General features: G+C 42.6%; 19 protein-coding genes and 1 pseudogene. 6 read left to right on the forward strand and 14 right to left on the reverse strand.

The annotated features are described in order from the left end of the window. From V7K25_RS09945 to V7K25_RS09955, 3 genes are all read right to left on the reverse strand, one after another. Nucleotides 1-375: Uma2 family endonuclease (locus tag V7K25_RS09945; protein WP_335157409.1), on the reverse strand; the 375-nt coding region annotated here is incomplete at its 3' end. Nucleotides 376-606: 231 nt separating this feature from the next. Further along, on the reverse strand, nt 607-1,971 hold the full coding sequence (miaB, locus tag V7K25_RS09950) for a tRNA (N6-isopentenyl adenosine(37)-C2)-methylthiotransferase MiaB (RefSeq protein WP_335157411.1): 1,365 nt from the start codon (nt 1,969-1,971) through the stop codon (nt 607-609). 135 nt (nt 1,972-2,106) lie between these two features. Further along, complete coding sequence (locus V7K25_RS09955) at nt 2,107-3,540, reverse strand: carotenoid oxygenase family protein (RefSeq protein ID WP_335157413.1); 1,434 nt, start codon at nt 3,538-3,540, stop codon at nt 2,107-2,109. Nucleotides 3,541-3,746: 206 nt separating this feature from the next. Here V7K25_RS09955 and V7K25_RS09960 point away from each other — a divergent pair, with 206 nt between their 5' ends. Further along, the gene (locus V7K25_RS09960) at nt 3,747-3,890 is read left to right on the forward strand and encodes a hypothetical protein (protein WP_335157415.1); all 144 of its coding nucleotides are present in this window, start codon (nt 3,747-3,749) and stop codon (nt 3,888-3,890) included. Nucleotides 3,891-3,914: 24 nt separating this feature from the next. Then, nucleotides 3,915-4,202: a globin domain-containing protein gene (locus V7K25_RS09965; protein ID WP_335157416.1), complete on the forward strand. Its 288-nt coding sequence runs from the start codon at nt 3,915-3,917 to the stop codon at nt 4,200-4,202. A gap of 86 nt (nt 4,203-4,288) precedes the next feature. On the opposite strand, the gene V7K25_RS09970 is transcribed toward V7K25_RS09965, so the two are convergent. From V7K25_RS09970 to V7K25_RS09985, 4 genes are read right to left on the reverse strand one after another with little or no spacing between them, the layout of a single operon-like run. After that, nucleotides 4,289-4,540 (reverse strand): type II toxin-antitoxin system HicA family toxin, encoded by a 252-nt coding sequence (locus tag V7K25_RS09970; protein WP_335157418.1) that lies wholly within the window; start codon nt 4,538-4,540, stop codon nt 4,289-4,291. Next, nucleotides 4,533-4,772, reverse strand: coding sequence for a type II toxin-antitoxin system HicB family antitoxin (locus V7K25_RS09975; protein WP_335157420.1), 240 nt, complete (start codon nt 4,770-4,772; stop codon nt 4,533-4,535). The genes V7K25_RS09970 and V7K25_RS09975 overlap by 8 nt, the downstream gene beginning before the upstream one ends. 41 nt (nt 4,773-4,813) lie before the next feature. Then, nucleotides 4,814-5,716 (reverse strand): NACHT C-terminal helical domain 2-containing protein, encoded by a 903-nt coding sequence (locus V7K25_RS09980; protein ID WP_335157422.1) that lies wholly within the window; start codon nt 5,714-5,716, stop codon nt 4,814-4,816. Next, nucleotides 5,646-5,843, reverse strand: coding sequence for a hypothetical protein (locus tag V7K25_RS09985; protein WP_335157424.1), 198 nt, complete (start codon nt 5,841-5,843; stop codon nt 5,646-5,648). The genes V7K25_RS09980 and V7K25_RS09985 overlap by 71 nt, the downstream gene beginning before the upstream one ends. A gap of 65 nt (nt 5,844-5,908) precedes the next feature. On the opposite strand from V7K25_RS09985, the gene V7K25_RS09990 reads away from it, so the two are divergent. Continuing rightward, nucleotides 5,909-6,673 carry a thioesterase II family protein gene (locus tag V7K25_RS09990; RefSeq protein ID WP_335157426.1) on the forward strand — a complete coding sequence of 255 codons (765 nt, stop codon included), beginning with the start codon at nt 5,909-5,911 and terminating at the stop codon, nt 6,671-6,673. Between the two features lie 53 nt (nt 6,674-6,726). On the opposite strand, the gene V7K25_RS09995 is transcribed toward V7K25_RS09990, so the two are convergent. Then, a complete protein-coding gene (locus tag V7K25_RS09995) occupies nt 6,727-7,131 on the reverse strand; it encodes an ExbD/TolR family protein (protein ID WP_335157428.1) in 405 nt (134 codons plus the stop codon). Then, entirely contained in the window at nt 7,118-7,786 is a 669-nt protein-coding gene (locus tag V7K25_RS10000; RefSeq protein WP_335157430.1) for a MotA/TolQ/ExbB proton channel family protein, read from the reverse strand. The genes V7K25_RS09995 and V7K25_RS10000 overlap by 14 nt, the downstream gene beginning before the upstream one ends. A gap of 348 nt (nt 7,787-8,134) precedes the next feature. On the opposite strand from V7K25_RS10000, the gene V7K25_RS10005 reads away from it, so the two are divergent. After that, nucleotides 8,135-9,634, forward strand: coding sequence for an energy transducer TonB (locus V7K25_RS10005; protein ID WP_335157432.1), 1,500 nt, complete (start codon nt 8,135-8,137; stop codon nt 9,632-9,634). Between the two features lie 197 nt (nt 9,635-9,831). After that, nucleotides 9,832-10,215: a cupin domain-containing protein gene (locus V7K25_RS10010; protein WP_335157434.1), complete on the forward strand. Its 384-nt coding sequence runs from the start codon at nt 9,832-9,834 to the stop codon at nt 10,213-10,215. A 148-nt stretch (nt 10,216-10,363) separates the two neighbouring features. On the opposite strand, the gene purU is transcribed toward V7K25_RS10010, so the two are convergent. The 3 genes from purU to V7K25_RS10025 all read right to left on the reverse strand — a co-directional run bounded on the left by purU (nt 10,364) and on the right by V7K25_RS10025 (nt 13,611). Then, nucleotides 10,364-11,218, reverse strand: coding sequence for a formyltetrahydrofolate deformylase (purU, locus tag V7K25_RS10015; RefSeq protein ID WP_335157436.1), 855 nt, complete (start codon nt 11,216-11,218; stop codon nt 10,364-10,366). A 26-nt stretch (nt 11,219-11,244) separates the two neighbouring features. Further along, nucleotides 11,245-11,868, reverse strand: a complete 624-nt coding sequence (locus V7K25_RS10020; RefSeq protein WP_335157438.1) for a DUF4340 domain-containing protein — start codon at nt 11,866-11,868, stop codon at nt 11,245-11,247. A gap of 63 nt (nt 11,869-11,931) precedes the next feature. Then, nucleotides 11,932-13,611 carry a GldG family protein gene (locus V7K25_RS10025; RefSeq protein ID WP_335157472.1) on the reverse strand — a complete coding sequence of 560 codons (1,680 nt, stop codon included), beginning with the start codon at nt 13,609-13,611 and terminating at the stop codon, nt 11,932-11,934. A 227-nt stretch (nt 13,612-13,838) separates the two neighbouring features. Here V7K25_RS10025 and V7K25_RS10030 point away from each other — a divergent pair. Beyond that, a pseudogene (locus V7K25_RS10030) lies at nt 13,839-14,146 on the forward strand (four helix bundle protein). Between the two features lie 7 nt (nt 14,147-14,153). On the opposite strand, the gene V7K25_RS10035 reads toward V7K25_RS10030, so the two are convergent. Both V7K25_RS10035 and V7K25_RS10040 read right to left on the reverse strand, forming a co-directional pair. Next, on the reverse strand, nt 14,154-14,966 hold the full coding sequence (locus tag V7K25_RS10035; protein WP_335157440.1) for an ABC transporter permease: 813 nt from the start codon (nt 14,964-14,966) through the stop codon (nt 14,154-14,156). Further along, nucleotides 14,967-15,971 carry an ABC transporter ATP-binding protein gene (locus tag V7K25_RS10040; RefSeq protein WP_335157442.1) on the reverse strand — a complete coding sequence of 335 codons (1,005 nt, stop codon included), beginning with the start codon at nt 15,969-15,971 and terminating at the stop codon, nt 14,967-14,969. It lies immediately after the preceding gene. Nucleotides 15,972-16,298 lie beyond the last annotated feature (327 nt).

A 16,298-nucleotide genomic window follows, 5' to 3' on the forward strand; every position in this document is an offset into this window, starting at 1 on the left:
AGAATCACTACTAGAACGCAATTCGACTACAAAATCAGGTGCTAGAGGGGAAAATTCTTCTTCTTGTTGAGTCTGAGTTAAAGCCTCCCATTTTTCATTACTTACCCAAGAAGCATCGGGTGAGTAAACCGCACCATTAGGGAAAGTAAAACCACTGGAGGAATCAAATACAATACCTAAATTTGTGCGATCGTTCCAGTTCCATAATTGAGCATTCAAACCAGAGTTTTTCTTACCTGTCGATGGATAGGTTGGAGGCATAATTATAACTTCTCCAGTTTCAGTACGTTCTAACTGCAAATTTTGATTAGCTTGACAAAGTTCATAAAATCCCTCGATACCCAGATTGGGAATATTCAAAGTGATGGCGTTCATAAGCTTTAATAGTAAGGTTTTGTGCTTATAGCGGTGTGCAGTTCAGTGAGATACATAAACTTTGCTGAAATGATTTGACAGCAAGGACTTTGGTGTTCTCATAGAATCGATAACCGCTATATACCAATTCTAGACATAGGAGTGAAAAACAATTGTTTTGACGTAGTACTGCTATGTCAAAACAAGGGTTATGGATAACGCATATTTAATTTCACTCCTATGTCTATTTTCTCATACAGATAAAGCTTGCCTAATTTCAACTGGTTCACCCGTCAAGCTAAAAGGGCGGACTTCGGTAATTTTTACCTTCACTAACTGCCCTTTCAATTCTTTGATGTCGCCACTGAAGAATGTCAGACGGTTACCACCAGTGCGTCCCATCACCTGGGTTTGATCTTTGGGATTCTGGTCTTCTACTAAAACGGATTCAATGCGTCCAAAGTAACGTTGCGATCGCTCGGCTACTTTTAAGTTTCCTAAATGATTTAGGCGTTGGAGGCGATCGCTTTTAATTTCTTCACTTAGCTGATTGTCCCACAAAGCGGCTGGTGTCCCTGGACGCGGCGAATATGCTGCTGTATTCAACATGTCAAAGCCAATATCTTCCACCAGTTTCAGGGTATTTTCAAACTGTGCTTCTGTCTCCCCAGGAAAACCGACAATCGCATCGGCACTAATAGAAGCATCTGGCATATACCGCCGAATGGTATCGATAATCCGGCGATATTTTTCATGGGTATAACCCCGCGCCATCGCTTTTAAAAGTTCATTATCTCCAGATTGAAAGGGAATGTGGAAGTGTTTGCAAACTTTGGGCAACTCAGCACAAGCCTTAATTAATCTCTCTGTAAAATAACGGGGGTGGCTAGTAGCAAATCTTAACCTTTCAATCCCTGGTACATCATGGACGTAATAAAGTAAATCTGTGAAGTTGTGCAGATGCCTACCTTCTGCTGTTGTTCCTGGCAAATCTCTGCCGTAAGCGTCAATATTTTGACCGAGTAGAGTAATTTCCTTGTAACCTTGCCGTCCTAATTCTTCCATTTCAGCCCGGATAGCTGACGGTGTGCGCGATTGTTCGACACCTCGAACATTGGGAACTACACAGTAGGTGCAACGTTCGTTACAGCCGTAAATTACATTTACCCAAGCTGTTACTTTACTATCTCGTCGCGGCTGCGTAATATCTTCAATAATATGAACTGACTCGGTGGCGACAACTTGGTTGCCTTCAAAGACTGACTCTAACAAATCTTTGAGGCGGTTGGCGTGTTGTGGCCCCATTACCAAGTCTAATTCTGGGACTCGTCGCAATAGCGCTTCACCTTCTTGCTGGGCAACACAACCTGCAACGATGAGGGTTAAATCAGGCTGCTCATGTTTGCGCTTCGCTTGTCTGCCAAGGTAGGAATATACCTTTTGCTCGGCATTATCCCGAATTGTGCAAGTATTGTAGAGAATCACATCTGCATTATTCGGATCTTCTGACCATTCAAAGCCCATGTCTTCCAAAACGCCAGCCATGCGCTCTGAGTCAGCTTTATTCATCTGACAACCGAAGGTAGTGATGTGGTAGTGGCGTTTAGAAGTGGTCATGGGCAATTCTGCTTAATCAGGGTAATGTATATAAGGTTTATTTCTATTCTAACCCGCGTAATGTAGTGACCAGTGCGATATGTTTTTAACGCACCAGGTAGCTAAGGGAAACGCAGAGGGAACGCGGAGGGGTTATTAGGCTGGGTTCCAAGTGCCGTGGAAGCTGTGGGGGATGATGCTGGGTAATCCTAGTTTGCAAATGGGTTCGGCATCCAGGCGATCGCTATCAAATATCCAAACTTCGCTAGTATGAGAATTAGCATCGTAGACAACGGTTAGTACCCAAGCTTGTTCAGGGTTTTGGGTGTCTTGGGCGGGGATGGGTTCTGAAGGATAACGGTTTTCTCCTAAGTCTACTTCGGTGAGGGTTTCGGTTTTGTTGTCGAAGCGGGCGATCGCATTTACTACTTCTTGGCTAATATCTGTTCCTGAACGGAATATTGACATATATGTGTAACGGGAAGGTTGTCCTACGTTTTGCTGTGGTACATTCGGAAATTCACAACATCTGTTTAATAGTTGCTGAATCGACGTAACTTTGCCAGTTTGGGGATGCAGATGAACTCGCGTTAGTGTACTTTTAGCTGGGGTGTGAGTCTCACCTGTAGCTACTTCCTTGAGATATTGGTTAGTTTGAAAATCTTCATAACGGGCGATATCCACAATCACTGAACCGCTAGCATCTACATAACCGTTACCAAAATGCCATTGGAACCAAGGTTCGGTTTCTCCACGACTCACTACAGATAGGGTTTCTCGATCAATAACTAAAATCTGAGTTCCTAATCTAGGTTGCCACTCTAGCGAATCACTATAGTTGTTTATTCCTATTAGCAGGGGTAAGACATTCAACCGCACTGGCGGAAGGAAAAATACAAGATACTGTCCTGCTAAAACAAAATCATGCACCAATGGGACACCATCTAGCTGGTATGCGGCTTGTTGGATAATTCGGCCAGTCGAATCGCTTTTGTAAATATTAAGCGTCGCATTTAGTCCAGGGCTAATGCCAAAGTTAAAAATCTCCCCTGTTTGCTTGTCACGCTTATAATGTGCGGAATATAGCAATCCTTTAGTTAACCCCCCTAAATCATCTTCGCCCGAAGTTTCTAAAGTTTGTAAATCGAGGGCGTGAGGTTTACCACCTTCCCACAGTGCCAAAAGTTTATCTGGAAGTGCTAGCACCGAGGTGTTAGCAGCATTCTTGATGGGCTTTTGCCATTGATTCCAAATTGGCCCTGGTGCAGTCATGCCATAATTGCCGTAGAGTAGTTTACCTGCTGCGGCTTCTTCTTGATAGCCAGAGGTTTGCACGTAGCGATAAACCCCGGTTGCAACTGCATCGCTAAAATTTACAGCCAGAATTGCCCCATCTCCATCAAACCAATGTCCCATGTGAATGCCACCGCGTTCTAGTCGTGCGGGGCCATTGCGGTAAAGTGTGCCACGCAAGCCATCTGGGATTTTGCCAGAGATAATTGGCAGTTGGGTAGAGGGAAATTCTTTTGCCGATTCTGCGATCGCACCTGCCCAAGCTTTTTTCGTTGACTTTTTCTCGATGGTATGCATGTCAAAGTATTGTTTGATAAATTATCAATGTATATAGTTGCATTCTTACATTTTTATCTTTGTTGCAATTTTTTAACAATGCCTCTGGCTATAGATGTATAGAGGCTTTGACAGGATATCACTCGTTAACTGAGCTAGCTCATAGTAACCAATAGGAATAACCACTAAATTGAAGTCAATCAACATTCCAAGTGGATAAAGAAACTATGATTAGCCAACAAACAATAGATATCGTTAAATCTACAGCACCTGTTTTGAAAAAGAACGGCCAGCAAATTACAACTCCGATGTATGAAATTCTGTTTCAGAACCATCCAGAAATTAGAGAGCAATTTGATATGTCTGCTTAAGCAAATGGTTCTCAGCCTGCGTGGTTGGCTACAGCAGTTTATGGCTATGCTGCACAGATTGATAATTTGCCTGCTTTAAAATCGATGATGGAAAAGATTGCTCATCGTCATGTGCAGACCCATGTTACACCAGAGCAATATCCTATTGTTGGAGAAAGTTTACTGCAAGCGATGAAAGATGTTTTAGGGGAAGCTGCTACAGAAGAAGTAATGGCTGCTTGGAGTGAAGCTTATGAGGCATTGTCTGAGGTTTTCATTCACAGAGAACATGACATATATGATGAAGAGAGAAAACAACTTGTGCATTCTTAAGGACAGAACTAAGTGTCATAACGACGGCTTAAGTGTTTTAAGTAGAGCTTTAATTTTTGTAATAACAGTTTTTCGTGTAGTAGCGACTAAAGATTTTCCAGAAACTCCTCAACAGAGACTCCAGATTGGCTCAAAATACTCTTTAGCGTTCCAATAGCTATAGTTTTGCGATGCAATGGTACAACACAACCCACCTCATTCACTTTATGTCCTTCACCTTCCTCCACAAGTTGTTTTTTCAAAATCACATGACTACCACGTTGTCGTACCTGGACAAAACCTAAGCGTTCCAAAACACGTATAACTTCAGAAGCTCGAACTCTTGGTAGCTTAGGCACTAGTTACCTCAAATGTAGTTAGCAACCGACGAGGTGCTGTCTCAGAAAGTGGGAACTCTTCTAAATAAAGTTCCGTTGCTTCCCGCAAATTAGCGATCGCTTCTTCTATTGTCTCTCCTTGGCTGGCGGTTCCCACTTCTGGACATTCGGCTACGTAAACATCTTCTTCCCAATGCAAGATTGCTGTAAAAGTTTGAGTTTTTGTATCTTTAGCCTGTTGTAATGAACTCATGGAGCGTTTATTTGGCTATCTTTTCATTTTTCTATTGTTACTTAATCACCTGGAACCAACAACATTCGCGCCTCGATTGCTTCCCAGGTTTGGGGCGACACCCGCACTGCTGCTTGTTTACACTGGATAATGAGGTGATTGGCGTAGAGATAATCGCGCAGTGCTTCCGCTTCTTGCTTAGATAAGTTGACCATTTCTTGGGTGAGATTGAAAGCATTAAGCCAGGTTTGTTGAATGGACTCAAAAAATGGTAGCTCGGCTTCCAGTAGCTGTTTATAGTCAGACATTTTAGTTTGCAATGCTTTTAGTCGGGCAATTAGTAAAGTAAAGTGGACTTTATTAAAGATAAAGATTTTTAATTTTTCAAGTTTATGAATGATGGTGTTTGCAATGCTAACGGTATTGAGAATAGAGATGGTGTATATATAAAAATGGGAATCGGATATGGGGATGGTCGTTCGAGTGGCAATGGCATGGGCATGAGCATCATCGTAGGCGATAGCGTAGATGTCAAAGTCATCGGCATAAGCGTCGGCGTAACTTATGGCATAGGTTGTTGCAATTGCGTAAGCTTTGGCAATACCAATGGTAATAGCTTTTTTGGGGAAGGTGATTGCATAGGCGATCGCAATAGCAGATGCACGTTTACCCACAGGTTTATAATTACCTTCAGATCCAGCTGTTACCTCTTCTGCCCAGTTGATTAAAGCTTTTAACTTCGGTGTATTTATGTACTTCTGTGCTTCCTTTTCCATCAGCAACAGCAAATCATCTGCACCACCGCGCATCAACCCAGCTACTAACAAAAACACCTCTTTCCAGCGTTCATTTATTAGGTGTTCAGTAACTAATTTCTCAACTTGGCGATGGTCATCAATATATTGTGCCGTTAAATATTCCTGTAACGTTAGATGAGAGAAGGAAAAGTTGATTTGATGCAGCAAAAATTAACTTCTTGGTTTTTTCATCCAGAGTTTTGCCCAATACTCCTAAAGCCTGACCACCGTTTTGGAAAATCATAGCGGCGACACCACTAACGGCTGATATCGCCCAAGGTTCCATTCCTGTCATAAAATTAGCAGTGAATATGTTTAAAAATTAAAGCAAAGTTGTATTATCCAACTCTAAGCTCTATTATGACAACTACACCAAGCTTCAATTCCTGGGTTATCTGTCCCCAACCAAATCCTCAAGCCAACTTGCGTTTATTCTGCTTCCCCTATGCTGGTGGGAACTCGGCGATTTATCGCACATGGCCTAATAATCTACCTAGTAATGTCGAAGTCTGCGCTGTAGAATATCCAGGACGGGGAAGACAGATTAAGTTAGCACCCTTGACGCGATTAGAATCTCTTGTTGAAGCGATCGCTCCATTTTTGTTACCATACTTAGACAAACCATTCGCCTTCTTTGGTCACAGTATGGGCGGATTAGTTAGCTTTGAGTTGACCCATCTACTTCGCTCTAAATATAGTCTTGCTCCCTTTCACCTCTTCATATCTGCTCGTCGCGCCCCGCAAATCCCGCCCACAAAACCACCCCTCCACATCCTATCAGACCCTGATTTACTCAACGAGCTACGCAGTCTTAACGGTACACCCAAAGCAGTACTAGAAAGTGCGGAACTGATGCAGATGTTTCTCCCCATTTTACGGGCAGATTTTGCCGTTCTGGAAACTTATATTTATACTCAAAAACAGCCTCTGGAGTGTCCGATTACTGTTATTGGTGGTTTGCAAGACCAAGAAGTTAATCATCAGCAATTGCAAGCATGGCGAGAGCAGACACTCGCTGCTTTCTCATTACATGAGTTCAACAGTGACCACTTTTTTATCCATTCACAGCAAGACTTATTATTAAAACTTATATCTCAAGAATTGCAGATGCGTAATAGCCATTAGACAAGAAGGAGTTAGGAGTCAGAATATAGAATTTTCCTGACTCGCTGAACTTATTATTTTTGGGTAGCGATCGCTAGCCTTGCTCCTTTCACCTGACGTACTTGATCCATTATCCCCACTATCTCACCGTGCAAGACTTTTTGATCGGCATTAATAATCACCAATGCATCTGCGTTAGAACCAACTAAAGTCCGCACTTTCGGTGCTAAATCATTAACTGCTATGGGATCGCGGTTTAGGCTTACCTGACCTTTTTCATCTACCGTGATGGTAATTTTAGTGGGAATTTGCTGTTCCTTCGCTGTGGCTGCCTTCGGTAGATTTACTGGCAACCCTTCCGATCGTGTTAAAAACAGTGTTGACATAATAAAAAATGTCAAAAGGGCAAACATTACATCAATCAGAGGTACTACATTTATAAATGGTGGTAAATCTGGTTCATTCTCATCTAGATCCATAGGACTTCTCCTGTTGTTCGTGGCGATCAAGTTGATCATAGCGATCAAGGAACAGTATTTCTAGTTGTCCCCCGTACTCTTGAATCATTGTTATCTGCCTCTGGTATAGTCCCCGGAAGACGCTGGCTCCTAAAAGCACAAAGATAGCTACAACCAATCCTGAGGCGGTAGCAACTAAAGCTTCACTAATACCAGCAGTGACTGCACTAGTCTTAGTACCTCCGACATCACCAATATTCAGTCCAGCAAATGAGCGAATTAATCCTAAAATTGTGCCGAGAAGTCCCAACAGAGGCGCTAAACCGATAATTGTGTCAAATACAGCTTGGAACCGCTTGAGCATAGGGATTTCTGCTTGCGCTTCGCTTTTCAAAGCCAAACGAAATTTTTCTGGAGTCGGTCTTTCGAGCTGTAGTCCAGCCAGAAAAATGCGTGCTATGGGTAAATCTAGATTTTTTTGCAGCTTATCCACAGCACTAACGACATTATCAAGTCGATAAAGATTTAAAACCTCTCGCACCACCCGGTTTTGACGCTTACCAATCTGTATCCAAAACTTCGCCCGCTCAATCATTAGTGCCCCTGCCAACACCGAAAACGCCAGCAGGGGCAACATGACCACACCGCCTGCTTCAAACAAATTCTGAATTCCCATGTAGTGCCTCTAAACGTCATCAACAATACAAAATCAGACTACCAGAATCAAGTTAAAAAATGAAACTTTTTCTCAATAGAGTTTAAGATACAATGTTAGTTTTTTCAAACCTAATTGTCATTATTTTTATTTAATCTTTTTTTGTTTTACATAAATTAATTTAATAATCAACACATAACACAAAAATTAATTTTATCTAGAAATCGTCATAATCAATAATCTTTTTCAATTTTGATTATTTAAGTATGCTGTCTGTAACACTGCCCGAAATAATTTTAATTTTTTACTTGATATTTGTAACCTTGCATTCTAAGATAGCTAAGTTAGTGAGAATAGGTAGCAATAGCTATGAGCTTTTCTGGCATTACTGTCGAGCAACGTTCCAAAGAAGTTGAGGCTCTCAAGTCTTTTCTGACTTACAGTCTGATAGGTTCACTGGCGCTGCATATCGGCGTACTGTCTTCAGGCATAGGTAATTATTTTACGAGAGTGCCGACAGGAGAAGAAGAACCAATAGAGGTGGCGATCGTTGATTCTCCGACTGCGGAACCAGAAAAACCAATTGCACAGATTCCAAAAGAAATAAAAAAAGAGCCAGAAGTTGTTCAAAAACAGCCTATAGAAACTCCACCAGTAGAAAAAGTTCAACAGCAAGAACAGATTACAGCAGTCGCTCAGAAGCCACAGCCGACAAATACACCGCCAAAAGCAATTGCTACCAAGCCAGAAGTTCCTGTGAAATCTGCACCCATTCCACGATTAGCGCCAGAAGTTCCTGTGAAATCTGCAACCGTTCCACGAGCAGCTCTATCTGGAGATTCCAAAGCAAGTTCGGCGGGTGGCGGTGGTGGCGGTGGTGGCTCTGGTGTTGGTTTAGGCTCTGGTAGTGGTATTGCTGTAGGTACTAGCACTGGTATTGGCACTGGCGGAGGTACTGGCACTGGCACTGGCGGTGGCATTGGTAGTGGAACTGGCACTGGCATTGGCAGTGGAATCGGTAGCGGCACTGGTAGCGGCACTGGTAGCGGAACTGGTAGTGGCACTGGTAGCGGAACTGGTAGCGGAACTGCTAGCGGCACTGGTAGCAGCATAGGAAACCGTCCCACAGTAGCAACAGCGCCAACACCTCCAAAAATTGACAGTTCAGGTAATGCTAATGGTCGTGCAGCCTGCCGCGAATGTAATGCCAAATATCCAGAGGCAGCAAGACGGCGAGGAGTTGAAGGCAGAGTAGAAGTAGCTGTTGATACTGATGCACAAGGTAATGTTACCAATGTGCGGATTGCTCGTTCCAGTGGAAACCGCGACTTGGATGAAGAAACCGCCAGACAAGCACGTAACTGGAAATTAAAACCCGCAGAAGGTGGTAGACAAGGGGTATCTATAGCCACTGAATTTGCCATGAAAGGTTCAAGGCGATCGCACCAAGTTCAAGAACGGCAAGCAGAAAGAGAAGCAGAAGAAAGAACTCGGCAGACAACGGCTACTGCTAACTCCACACAGGAAACTCCAAGACGTAGGCGCAGAGAGTTGACACCTTCATCTAATGGAGCTACAGCCACAAAACCAGCAATATCTGGATTTAGTAGACGGTTAGAACCTCAAAAAGCGGAAAGTCGTCCTACAAACTCATCATCTGGAGCTAGCACAACTCGCACTCAAGGAAGCAGCATCCAACCTGAGCAAACAACTACCGATTCATCACAAAAGCCACAATCAACCACAAATCGGCGGCGGCGAAGAGATAACATTAGCCAGAACAAGTTGCGGGACTCTTTGCGCCGTTTACGCCAACAACCTCAATCACCTCAATCACCTCAATCGCAACCTGCTGCTCCCAGTCAATAGTAGCTACGGTGTACACAAGTCTTCTAGAGTTGCGCTTTGTTGATACCAATGCATTCGGTCTTCTTCCAAAGACAGAGGTTGGTCGAACTCACCTTAATCTAAATCCCTAGATGGACGCAGATGGATGCAGATAATTTTGATAATTAATTATCTGTGTTCATCTATGTTTGATTAGTTATGAATGAAAAAGGTGAGTGATGCAGCCTAAAGTTATTTTTGGGAATGCTGCTAGCGAAGGTGCAAATCGCTGGGGTTGGTTTATGGGTTACTTCATCACCCCAGATGATGATCTTCGCTCAACCACAGAACTAGAAATAAAGTGGGGTGTCCATAAAGCAGGAGACTGTAGAACTGAGTGGGGAGTAAATGACACAGCCGCGAGTCTTTCGATTTTGATTAATGGCCAATTTTGCCTTCAGTTTGAGGATCGGGAGATGATTCTATCTCGTGAAGGTGATTATGTGCTGTGGTCTGCGGGTGTGCCACATTGCTGGGTTGCTCAATCTGACTGTACTATTCTGACGGTGAGATGGCCTTCAACACCAGGTGATAGTATAGCAGTGCGATCGCCACAAGAATAAGAATAATAATTTTCAACCCACATTCCGCACTTCTTCGGAATAAAGCAGTAACATCCACTTTCATATAAGCAACTGAAAGCGGGAGCATCCCAGTTTTTTACAAAGAAGGTGAAAATCAGTCAGAACCTTCCAATCACTTGAGCATCATTTACTCAAATACCACTGTTCTATTACCATATACCAATACACGATTTTGTAAATGCGATCGCACCGCTCTTGCTAATACAACTCTCTCCAAATCTTTGCCTTTTCTCACCAAATCATCAACTTCATCACGGTGACTAACTCGCACCACATCTTGTTCAATAATTGGGCCTGCATCTAAATCAGCCGTGGCATAATGAGCAGTTGCACCAATAATTTTTACCCCACGTTCAAAAGCTCTGTGATAAGGGTTTGCTCCGATAAAAGCTGGTAAAAATGAATGATGTATATTAATAATTTGCGGAAATTGATTAATAAAATCTGCACTAACAATCTGCATATATTTCGCCAAGACAACTAAATCTATTTTGTACTGGCGCAGTAATTCTATTTGTTGGGCTTCTTTTTCTGATTTATTATCTTTATTTATGGGAATATGCTGAAAGTCAATATTAAATTGTTCTGCTACTACCTTTAAATTAGAATGATTACTAATAATTAAAGAAATTTCAGCAATAAATTCTTGAGCGCGTTGTCGCCAAATCAAGTCAAATAGACAATGGTCTTGGCGACTTACCCAAATAGCAATGCGTGGTACTGTATCAGAAAAACGTATTTCCCATTTAGCGCTTAAAGGTTGTGCGATTGCATTAAAAGCCGGAGCAATAAATTCTCGCGGCAAATTAAACCCATCTAATTGCCATTCAATGCGTGTAAGGAATAATCCAGCAGCAAAATCTGTATGCTGATCTGCATGGATAATATTACCACCATTAGAATAGATGAAATTGGCAAATTTCGCCACCAGTCCCCGTTGATCGGGGCAGGAAATCAGCAATGTTGCTGTTGGACTTGTCATAATAATATCGCCAGATTTTGAATTAATTATTTGCTGTTTGTCGGAGTCGGTTTAGGAATCGTGAGCGGAGGAAGTTTCTGGCTATTATCTACAGGTTGTTTCCACTCTGATAATTCCCGATTCACGGCATTTGCAAAATCTGTAGATACCAACAGCACATTTATATTCCCATCGGGTTTAGCAGCAGGGTCAGCTTGAGCATACAAGAAACGACCGTTAAAGTTAGATTTACCCAGAATCAACTGATGGCTTTGTCGGTTTTTCAGGGTGATATTGATGGTTGCTAGGGGTTGATCTAGGGCGAATTCTTTAAGGTCTTTTGCTGGAGTTGATAAGGTGCGCTCGCTATTACCTTTGACTAATAAATCCATCAAATAAGAAACAATGGCATCATTTGCTGGACCCGATACCGGAGATTTGATTAGCCACTTATGATTACTAGATTCAGGGTTCCGTTCCAGATTCAGAGTGAGTTTTTTTGTCGTGACTGTTAAAGACTGTACATCATCTTCTCTAAAAGAGAAAATTTGCTGCTTTTGCTCCTTAGTTTCTTCTCGCACAGTCGCGCCCCGAATTTCATGGAAGTAAACAAAACTGCCTAAACCCAGCGTTAGCAGTATCAAAATTAAAGTCGTTTTCGGCAATTTCATTTTTTAGTCATTTGTCATTTGTCATTGCTAAAGAGTTAATATTTATAACTCCTAATTTACTTCTTACCGTCGTTTCCACCAAATAATAATTGCGATCGCAAACCCAATTAAGGGTAAAAGCAACAAAGATAACAGTATTAAAAGATTGGCTTGTGTGGTTGTCAGGGTTATCCGACGGTTTTTCGGTTCTTTGGGGCGAATAGAAAGGGGTTGCTGATCCTGTTGACTTAGCCAAGTAACTGAGTTGAGGAATACATCTCCATTTAATTGCTGTTGAAACAAACCATCAGTGGCGAAATCGGAATTTCCTAAAACCACTAAACGGGACTCGGTGGCTGTTTGAGATGAAGGAGCAGGAGTTGGGGAGGCAGGGGAGGTAGGGGGAGCAGGGGAGGCAGGGGGAGCAGGGGAAGTCTTACTTTGAGTGGTTGGTGATGGTAGGGGTGAAGGTGTCGGTGCAGGTTGGGGAGTGGAAACAGATTTGGGTGTTTGTTTTCTTGTTAAGGCAACGCCCAAGGTTAGAGGCCCTTTGAGGTCTTTACCCTCATTAAACTCTAATTTTTCGCTTTGGAGGTCGCTTTCTGCCCAACTGTTAGGGTAGGGTTTGGTTCGTAGTAGTGGAGTAGCCTGAACACCAGGCACAGAGGTAATTTCCAACGGTCGGGCAATTGGATAAAAAGAATTACCGTTATCGAAATCTTTGGTAATCGGATGTTGTCCGTATTCTGTCACTAAGGGCGTAGCAGGGCCAAGTCTTACGCTTCCGCCAGAGACATCAACTGCTAAACGATTATCCAGACGAACACCCCACTCTTGCAGCAAGCTGTTAAGTTTGGGATCGGTATTAGGATCAATCATTAGCAGTAAGTTACCACCGCGATTAAGATATTCTTGCAAAGCTTTGACTTCGCCTTCAAACAGCCCTCGCTTGGGGCCAGCTACTATCACTACAGCCGCATCTTGAGGAACTTTAGAAGTTTCTCCTAAATTCAGGGGTGATGTTGTAAAGTTTTTATCGCCTAATGCCTGAACTGCTTGTGATATTGCACCTTTACCAGGTGAAAGCTGGCGTTCGCCATGACCTTGGAGTAAGTAAGCTTTGGCTGTGGTTGAATTTGTTAGTTGTTGCAGGCGACTAGTTAATCTGATTTCTGACAATCGCTCATTTTCATTTATCGTCTGTACTAATTGCCGTTTATTACCAGATTCTAAATAAACTTCCCCGTAATCTTTAACCCCAAACTTTTCTGCAAGTCCTGGTCTAGTTTGGGGGTCGATGTACTCATATTTAAATTTTGAGCTTTGGCGTTGATAATTTTCTAGCAATTCCCGGTCTTGGGGATTTTGGTTAACATCAAACACCCACGCTTTAACTGGCTGTGGTAAAACCCTCACCAGTTCCCGTGACTGGGGTGCAAGGGTAAACAATTGCGTTTCTGTTAAGTCTGCCCGCAAGTGGTAGCGAGTTCCCAAAAAGTTAATCAATCCTAAAATTGCCAACACTGCCAGAGTTGCTACTAAGGCATTAGTGCCAGCTTGGGTAGAACGACGTTTCCACCAGTTAGTCTCATAGCTTTGCCATATTATCCCCAACCCACTGATGACAATTCCTGTAATCAAAAATACTAATGGAATTAATCCCCACTGTTCAGAGATTAATCCAACTGTTAAACCGACAGTAATTAGGAACGGGCCCGACCAAAATAGATATTTCCACAGTTTCTTTTTTGCAACTATCTTCATGTGATTTGTCATTGGTCATTGGTCATTGGTCACTTGTACTGAGCGTTCGCGTAGTGTCTCGTAGAGAAGCCGAAGTATTGGTCATTTGTCTAAAAATAGTGACAAGTAAAAATATGTGGATGAAAATTGAGTGACTAAAAGTAAGCAAGACAACTGGATAAATGGCAACAAAGCGTTTCTAATATTTACAGGTTTATCAATTATCAGAACAATTAGCAGATGACATTTTGAAAATTGTTGAAGGATGGAATCTTTTTGCAAAAGATACAATTGGTAAACAGGTTGTACGTTCGGCAGATAGTATTGGTGGCAATATAGCAGAAGGTGTAGTAAGAGGTAGTTTCAAGATAATAGACGTTTTATTAAAATAGCGAGAGGCTTTTTGAATGAAACTCAACATTGGTTAAGACGGGCTTATACTCGTAACCTTTTAACTACCGAACAGATAAATGCAATCAAAACAATCATTAACGAACTAGCACCGAAATTAAACTCCTATCTAAACTCAATTGGTAATGTCCCAGATGACCAATGACCAATGACTATTGCCTTTGAAAGCGCAGTGCATCAATTGATTGAGCAGTGAGAAAAATACCCAAAAAAATGTAACTGGCGAATAAAATTAAGGCGCTGGTATCAAAAATGCCTTGAATTAAGGTGTTGTAATGTTTCAGCAATGACAGATAACCTAATGCTTCGCCCACGGGGCCAGGGACAATTTTGGCGATTAAATCAATCAATAACAATAATAAAATTACTGCAAAGGTGAAAACGGCAGACAGAATTGTACTGTCTGTTAATGAAGAAATAAACATTCCTAAAGATAAAATTGCTGCTGCTAGCAAGATTAATCCAAAATGACCTAATAAGGGAATTGAGAGTGCCATTGGTGGATTTGATCCACTGATTGCGATCGCTTCCAACATTAGCATGGGTACAACCATCGTCGTAAAAAATGTTAGCACGCCTAATAACTTACCTACAGCCACCGCCCAATTGGTAATTGGTGACGTGGCTAATAATTCTAAAGTGCCGCGCTTACGTTCTTCGGCATAGAGTCCCATCGAGAGAATGGGCAGGATAAATAACAATAGCCACCCCATGCGATCCAAGAATGCCCGGATAAATTCATAGGGGACATCTATCGGCGGTACTGGCATTCCGAGTTGTTGCCCTTGTGCATCTATTGCCGCGACTCCTATCAAAATGCCATCTGGCCCTAGCAAAATCATCACCAAGAATAACCCCGCGATGAACCAAAATATGCCTGCGATCGCATAAGCCAAAGGTGATACAAAATAACTCTGTAACTCTCGGCGATAAATGGCAATAATATTACTCAGCACTATACCCATTTACGCTGCTTCTCCTTCGTTGTCTGCTGCTAAGTCTACCTCAGTATCGAAATTTTTCTCTTCTGTGGTTAGTTGCAAGAATACATCTTCTAAGGTGGCGTTAACTCGCTTCAGTTCATGTAAACCGAATCCTGCCCGCACTAATGTTGTGGCAATATCTTTTCCTGGTTCTTTTCCCGGTTGCGATATCACCCGCAGGTAAGCACGGTTTGCCTGGGGTTGATAACCTCCGGTTGTGGGAATTGATTCTATCAAACTCACACCCGCGACTTTTTGCAATACCTGTTTCGCTAGGGCAGCTTCTCCTTCTATTTCCAATTCATACCCGGAGCCACCTGTCAACTGAGTCATCAAGTTTTCTGGTGTATTAGTTGCCACAACTTTACCGCGATTGATGATGGCGACGCGGCTACAAGTCATGCTTACTTCTGGGAGAATGTGCGTAGAAAGAATAATTGTGTGAGTACCAGCGAGGCTTTTAATTAAATTTCGCACCTCAATTATTTGTCGGGGATCGAGTCCAACGGTGGGTTCATCTAAAATGATCGCTGGTGGATCGTGGACGATCGCTTGAGCAATACCTACTCTTTGCCGATATCCTTTAGAGAGTTTGCGAATAATCACCCGCCGCTTGTCTTCTAAGTTGCAGCGTTCGATAGCGGCTGTTACCTTGTTGGGGCGATCGCCTGCTGATACTCCCTTAATTCGGGCGACAAAATGCAAAAATCCCTCCACCGTCATGTCTGGATATAACGGTGGTGTTTCCGGTAAATAACCAATGCGTTGGCGTACAGCTAGGGAATTTTCATGGACATCATAACCAGCAATCCGGGCATTTCCATTGGTTGCCGGTAAATAACCAGCCAGAATCCGCATGGTTGTGGTTTTACCAGCGCCATTGGGGCCCAACAACCCTAAAATCTCCCCAGGCTCGACGCTAAAAGTGACATCAGTAATCGCTGGGGTAGAGCCGTATATTTTACTTAGATGCTCAACTTCAATCATCGGTATAGTGGCGATCGCAATTTATAAGATACCCAACAATCTTAGATCACGATATTGGGTATGGGGGATTGGCACTAAGATTCGCCGATAATGGGTAAAGTTCCTGAAAAACTTAACCACCGAGCAAGCTTCTGTACAAGGGTTGGGGGAAAAATTAAAGCCTTTCTCCTTGTAAGGCTTTGTCAGAGTGAAACTGTCACACACACAGGCAATCCCGCCCAGAACTGAAGTTCAGGGCTGATAGCTGAAGTCCACTCAAGTGGACTGAATTAATTATTTAGTCCACTGAAGTGGACTTCAGCTATGAAACTCGGAATTCATTCCGAG

Source organism: Nostoc sp., from assembly GCF_036919495.1.
Lineage (GTDB): Bacteria > Cyanobacteriota > Cyanobacteriia > Cyanobacteriales > Nostocaceae > Nostoc.

Coding starts and splice junctions, on each gene's coding strand:
- miaB (WP_335157411.1), bottom strand. CDS start 1,971: ATGACCACTTCTAAACGCCACTACCACATCACTACCTTCGGTTGTCAG.
- V7K25_RS09955 (WP_335157413.1), bottom strand. CDS start 3,540: ATGCATACCATCGAGAAAAAGTCAACGAAAAAAGCTTGGGCAGGTGCG.
- V7K25_RS09960 (WP_335157415.1), top strand. CDS start 3,747: ATGATTAGCCAACAAACAATAGATATCGTTAAATCTACAGCACCTGTT.
- V7K25_RS09975 (WP_335157420.1), bottom strand. CDS start 4,772: ATGAGTTCATTACAACAGGCTAAAGATACAAAAACTCAAACTTTTACA.
- V7K25_RS09985 (WP_335157424.1), bottom strand. CDS start 5,843: ATGACAGGAATGGAACCTTGGGCGATATCAGCCGTTAGTGGTGTCGCC.
- V7K25_RS09990 (WP_335157426.1), top strand. CDS start 5,909: ATGACAACTACACCAAGCTTCAATTCCTGGGTTATCTGTCCCCAACCA.
- V7K25_RS09995 (WP_335157428.1), bottom strand. CDS start 7,131: ATGGATCTAGATGAGAATGAACCAGATTTACCACCATTTATAAATGTA.
- V7K25_RS10000 (WP_335157430.1), bottom strand. CDS start 7,786: ATGGGAATTCAGAATTTGTTTGAAGCAGGCGGTGTGGTCATGTTGCCC.
- V7K25_RS10005 (WP_335157432.1), top strand. CDS start 8,135: ATGAGCTTTTCTGGCATTACTGTCGAGCAACGTTCCAAAGAAGTTGAG.
- V7K25_RS10010 (WP_335157434.1), top strand. CDS start 9,832: ATGCAGCCTAAAGTTATTTTTGGGAATGCTGCTAGCGAAGGTGCAAAT.
- purU (WP_335157436.1), bottom strand. CDS start 11,218: ATGACAAGTCCAACAGCAACATTGCTGATTTCCTGCCCCGATCAACGG.
- V7K25_RS10020 (WP_335157438.1), bottom strand. CDS start 11,868: ATGAAATTGCCGAAAACGACTTTAATTTTGATACTGCTAACGCTGGGT.
- V7K25_RS10025 (WP_335157472.1), bottom strand. CDS start 13,611: ATGAAGATAGTTGCAAAAAAGAAACTGTGGAAATATCTATTTTGGTCG.
- V7K25_RS10035 (WP_335157440.1), bottom strand. CDS start 14,966: ATGGGTATAGTGCTGAGTAATATTATTGCCATTTATCGCCGAGAGTTA.
- V7K25_RS10040 (WP_335157442.1), bottom strand. CDS start 15,971: ATGATTGAAGTTGAGCATCTAAGTAAAATATACGGCTCTACCCCAGCG.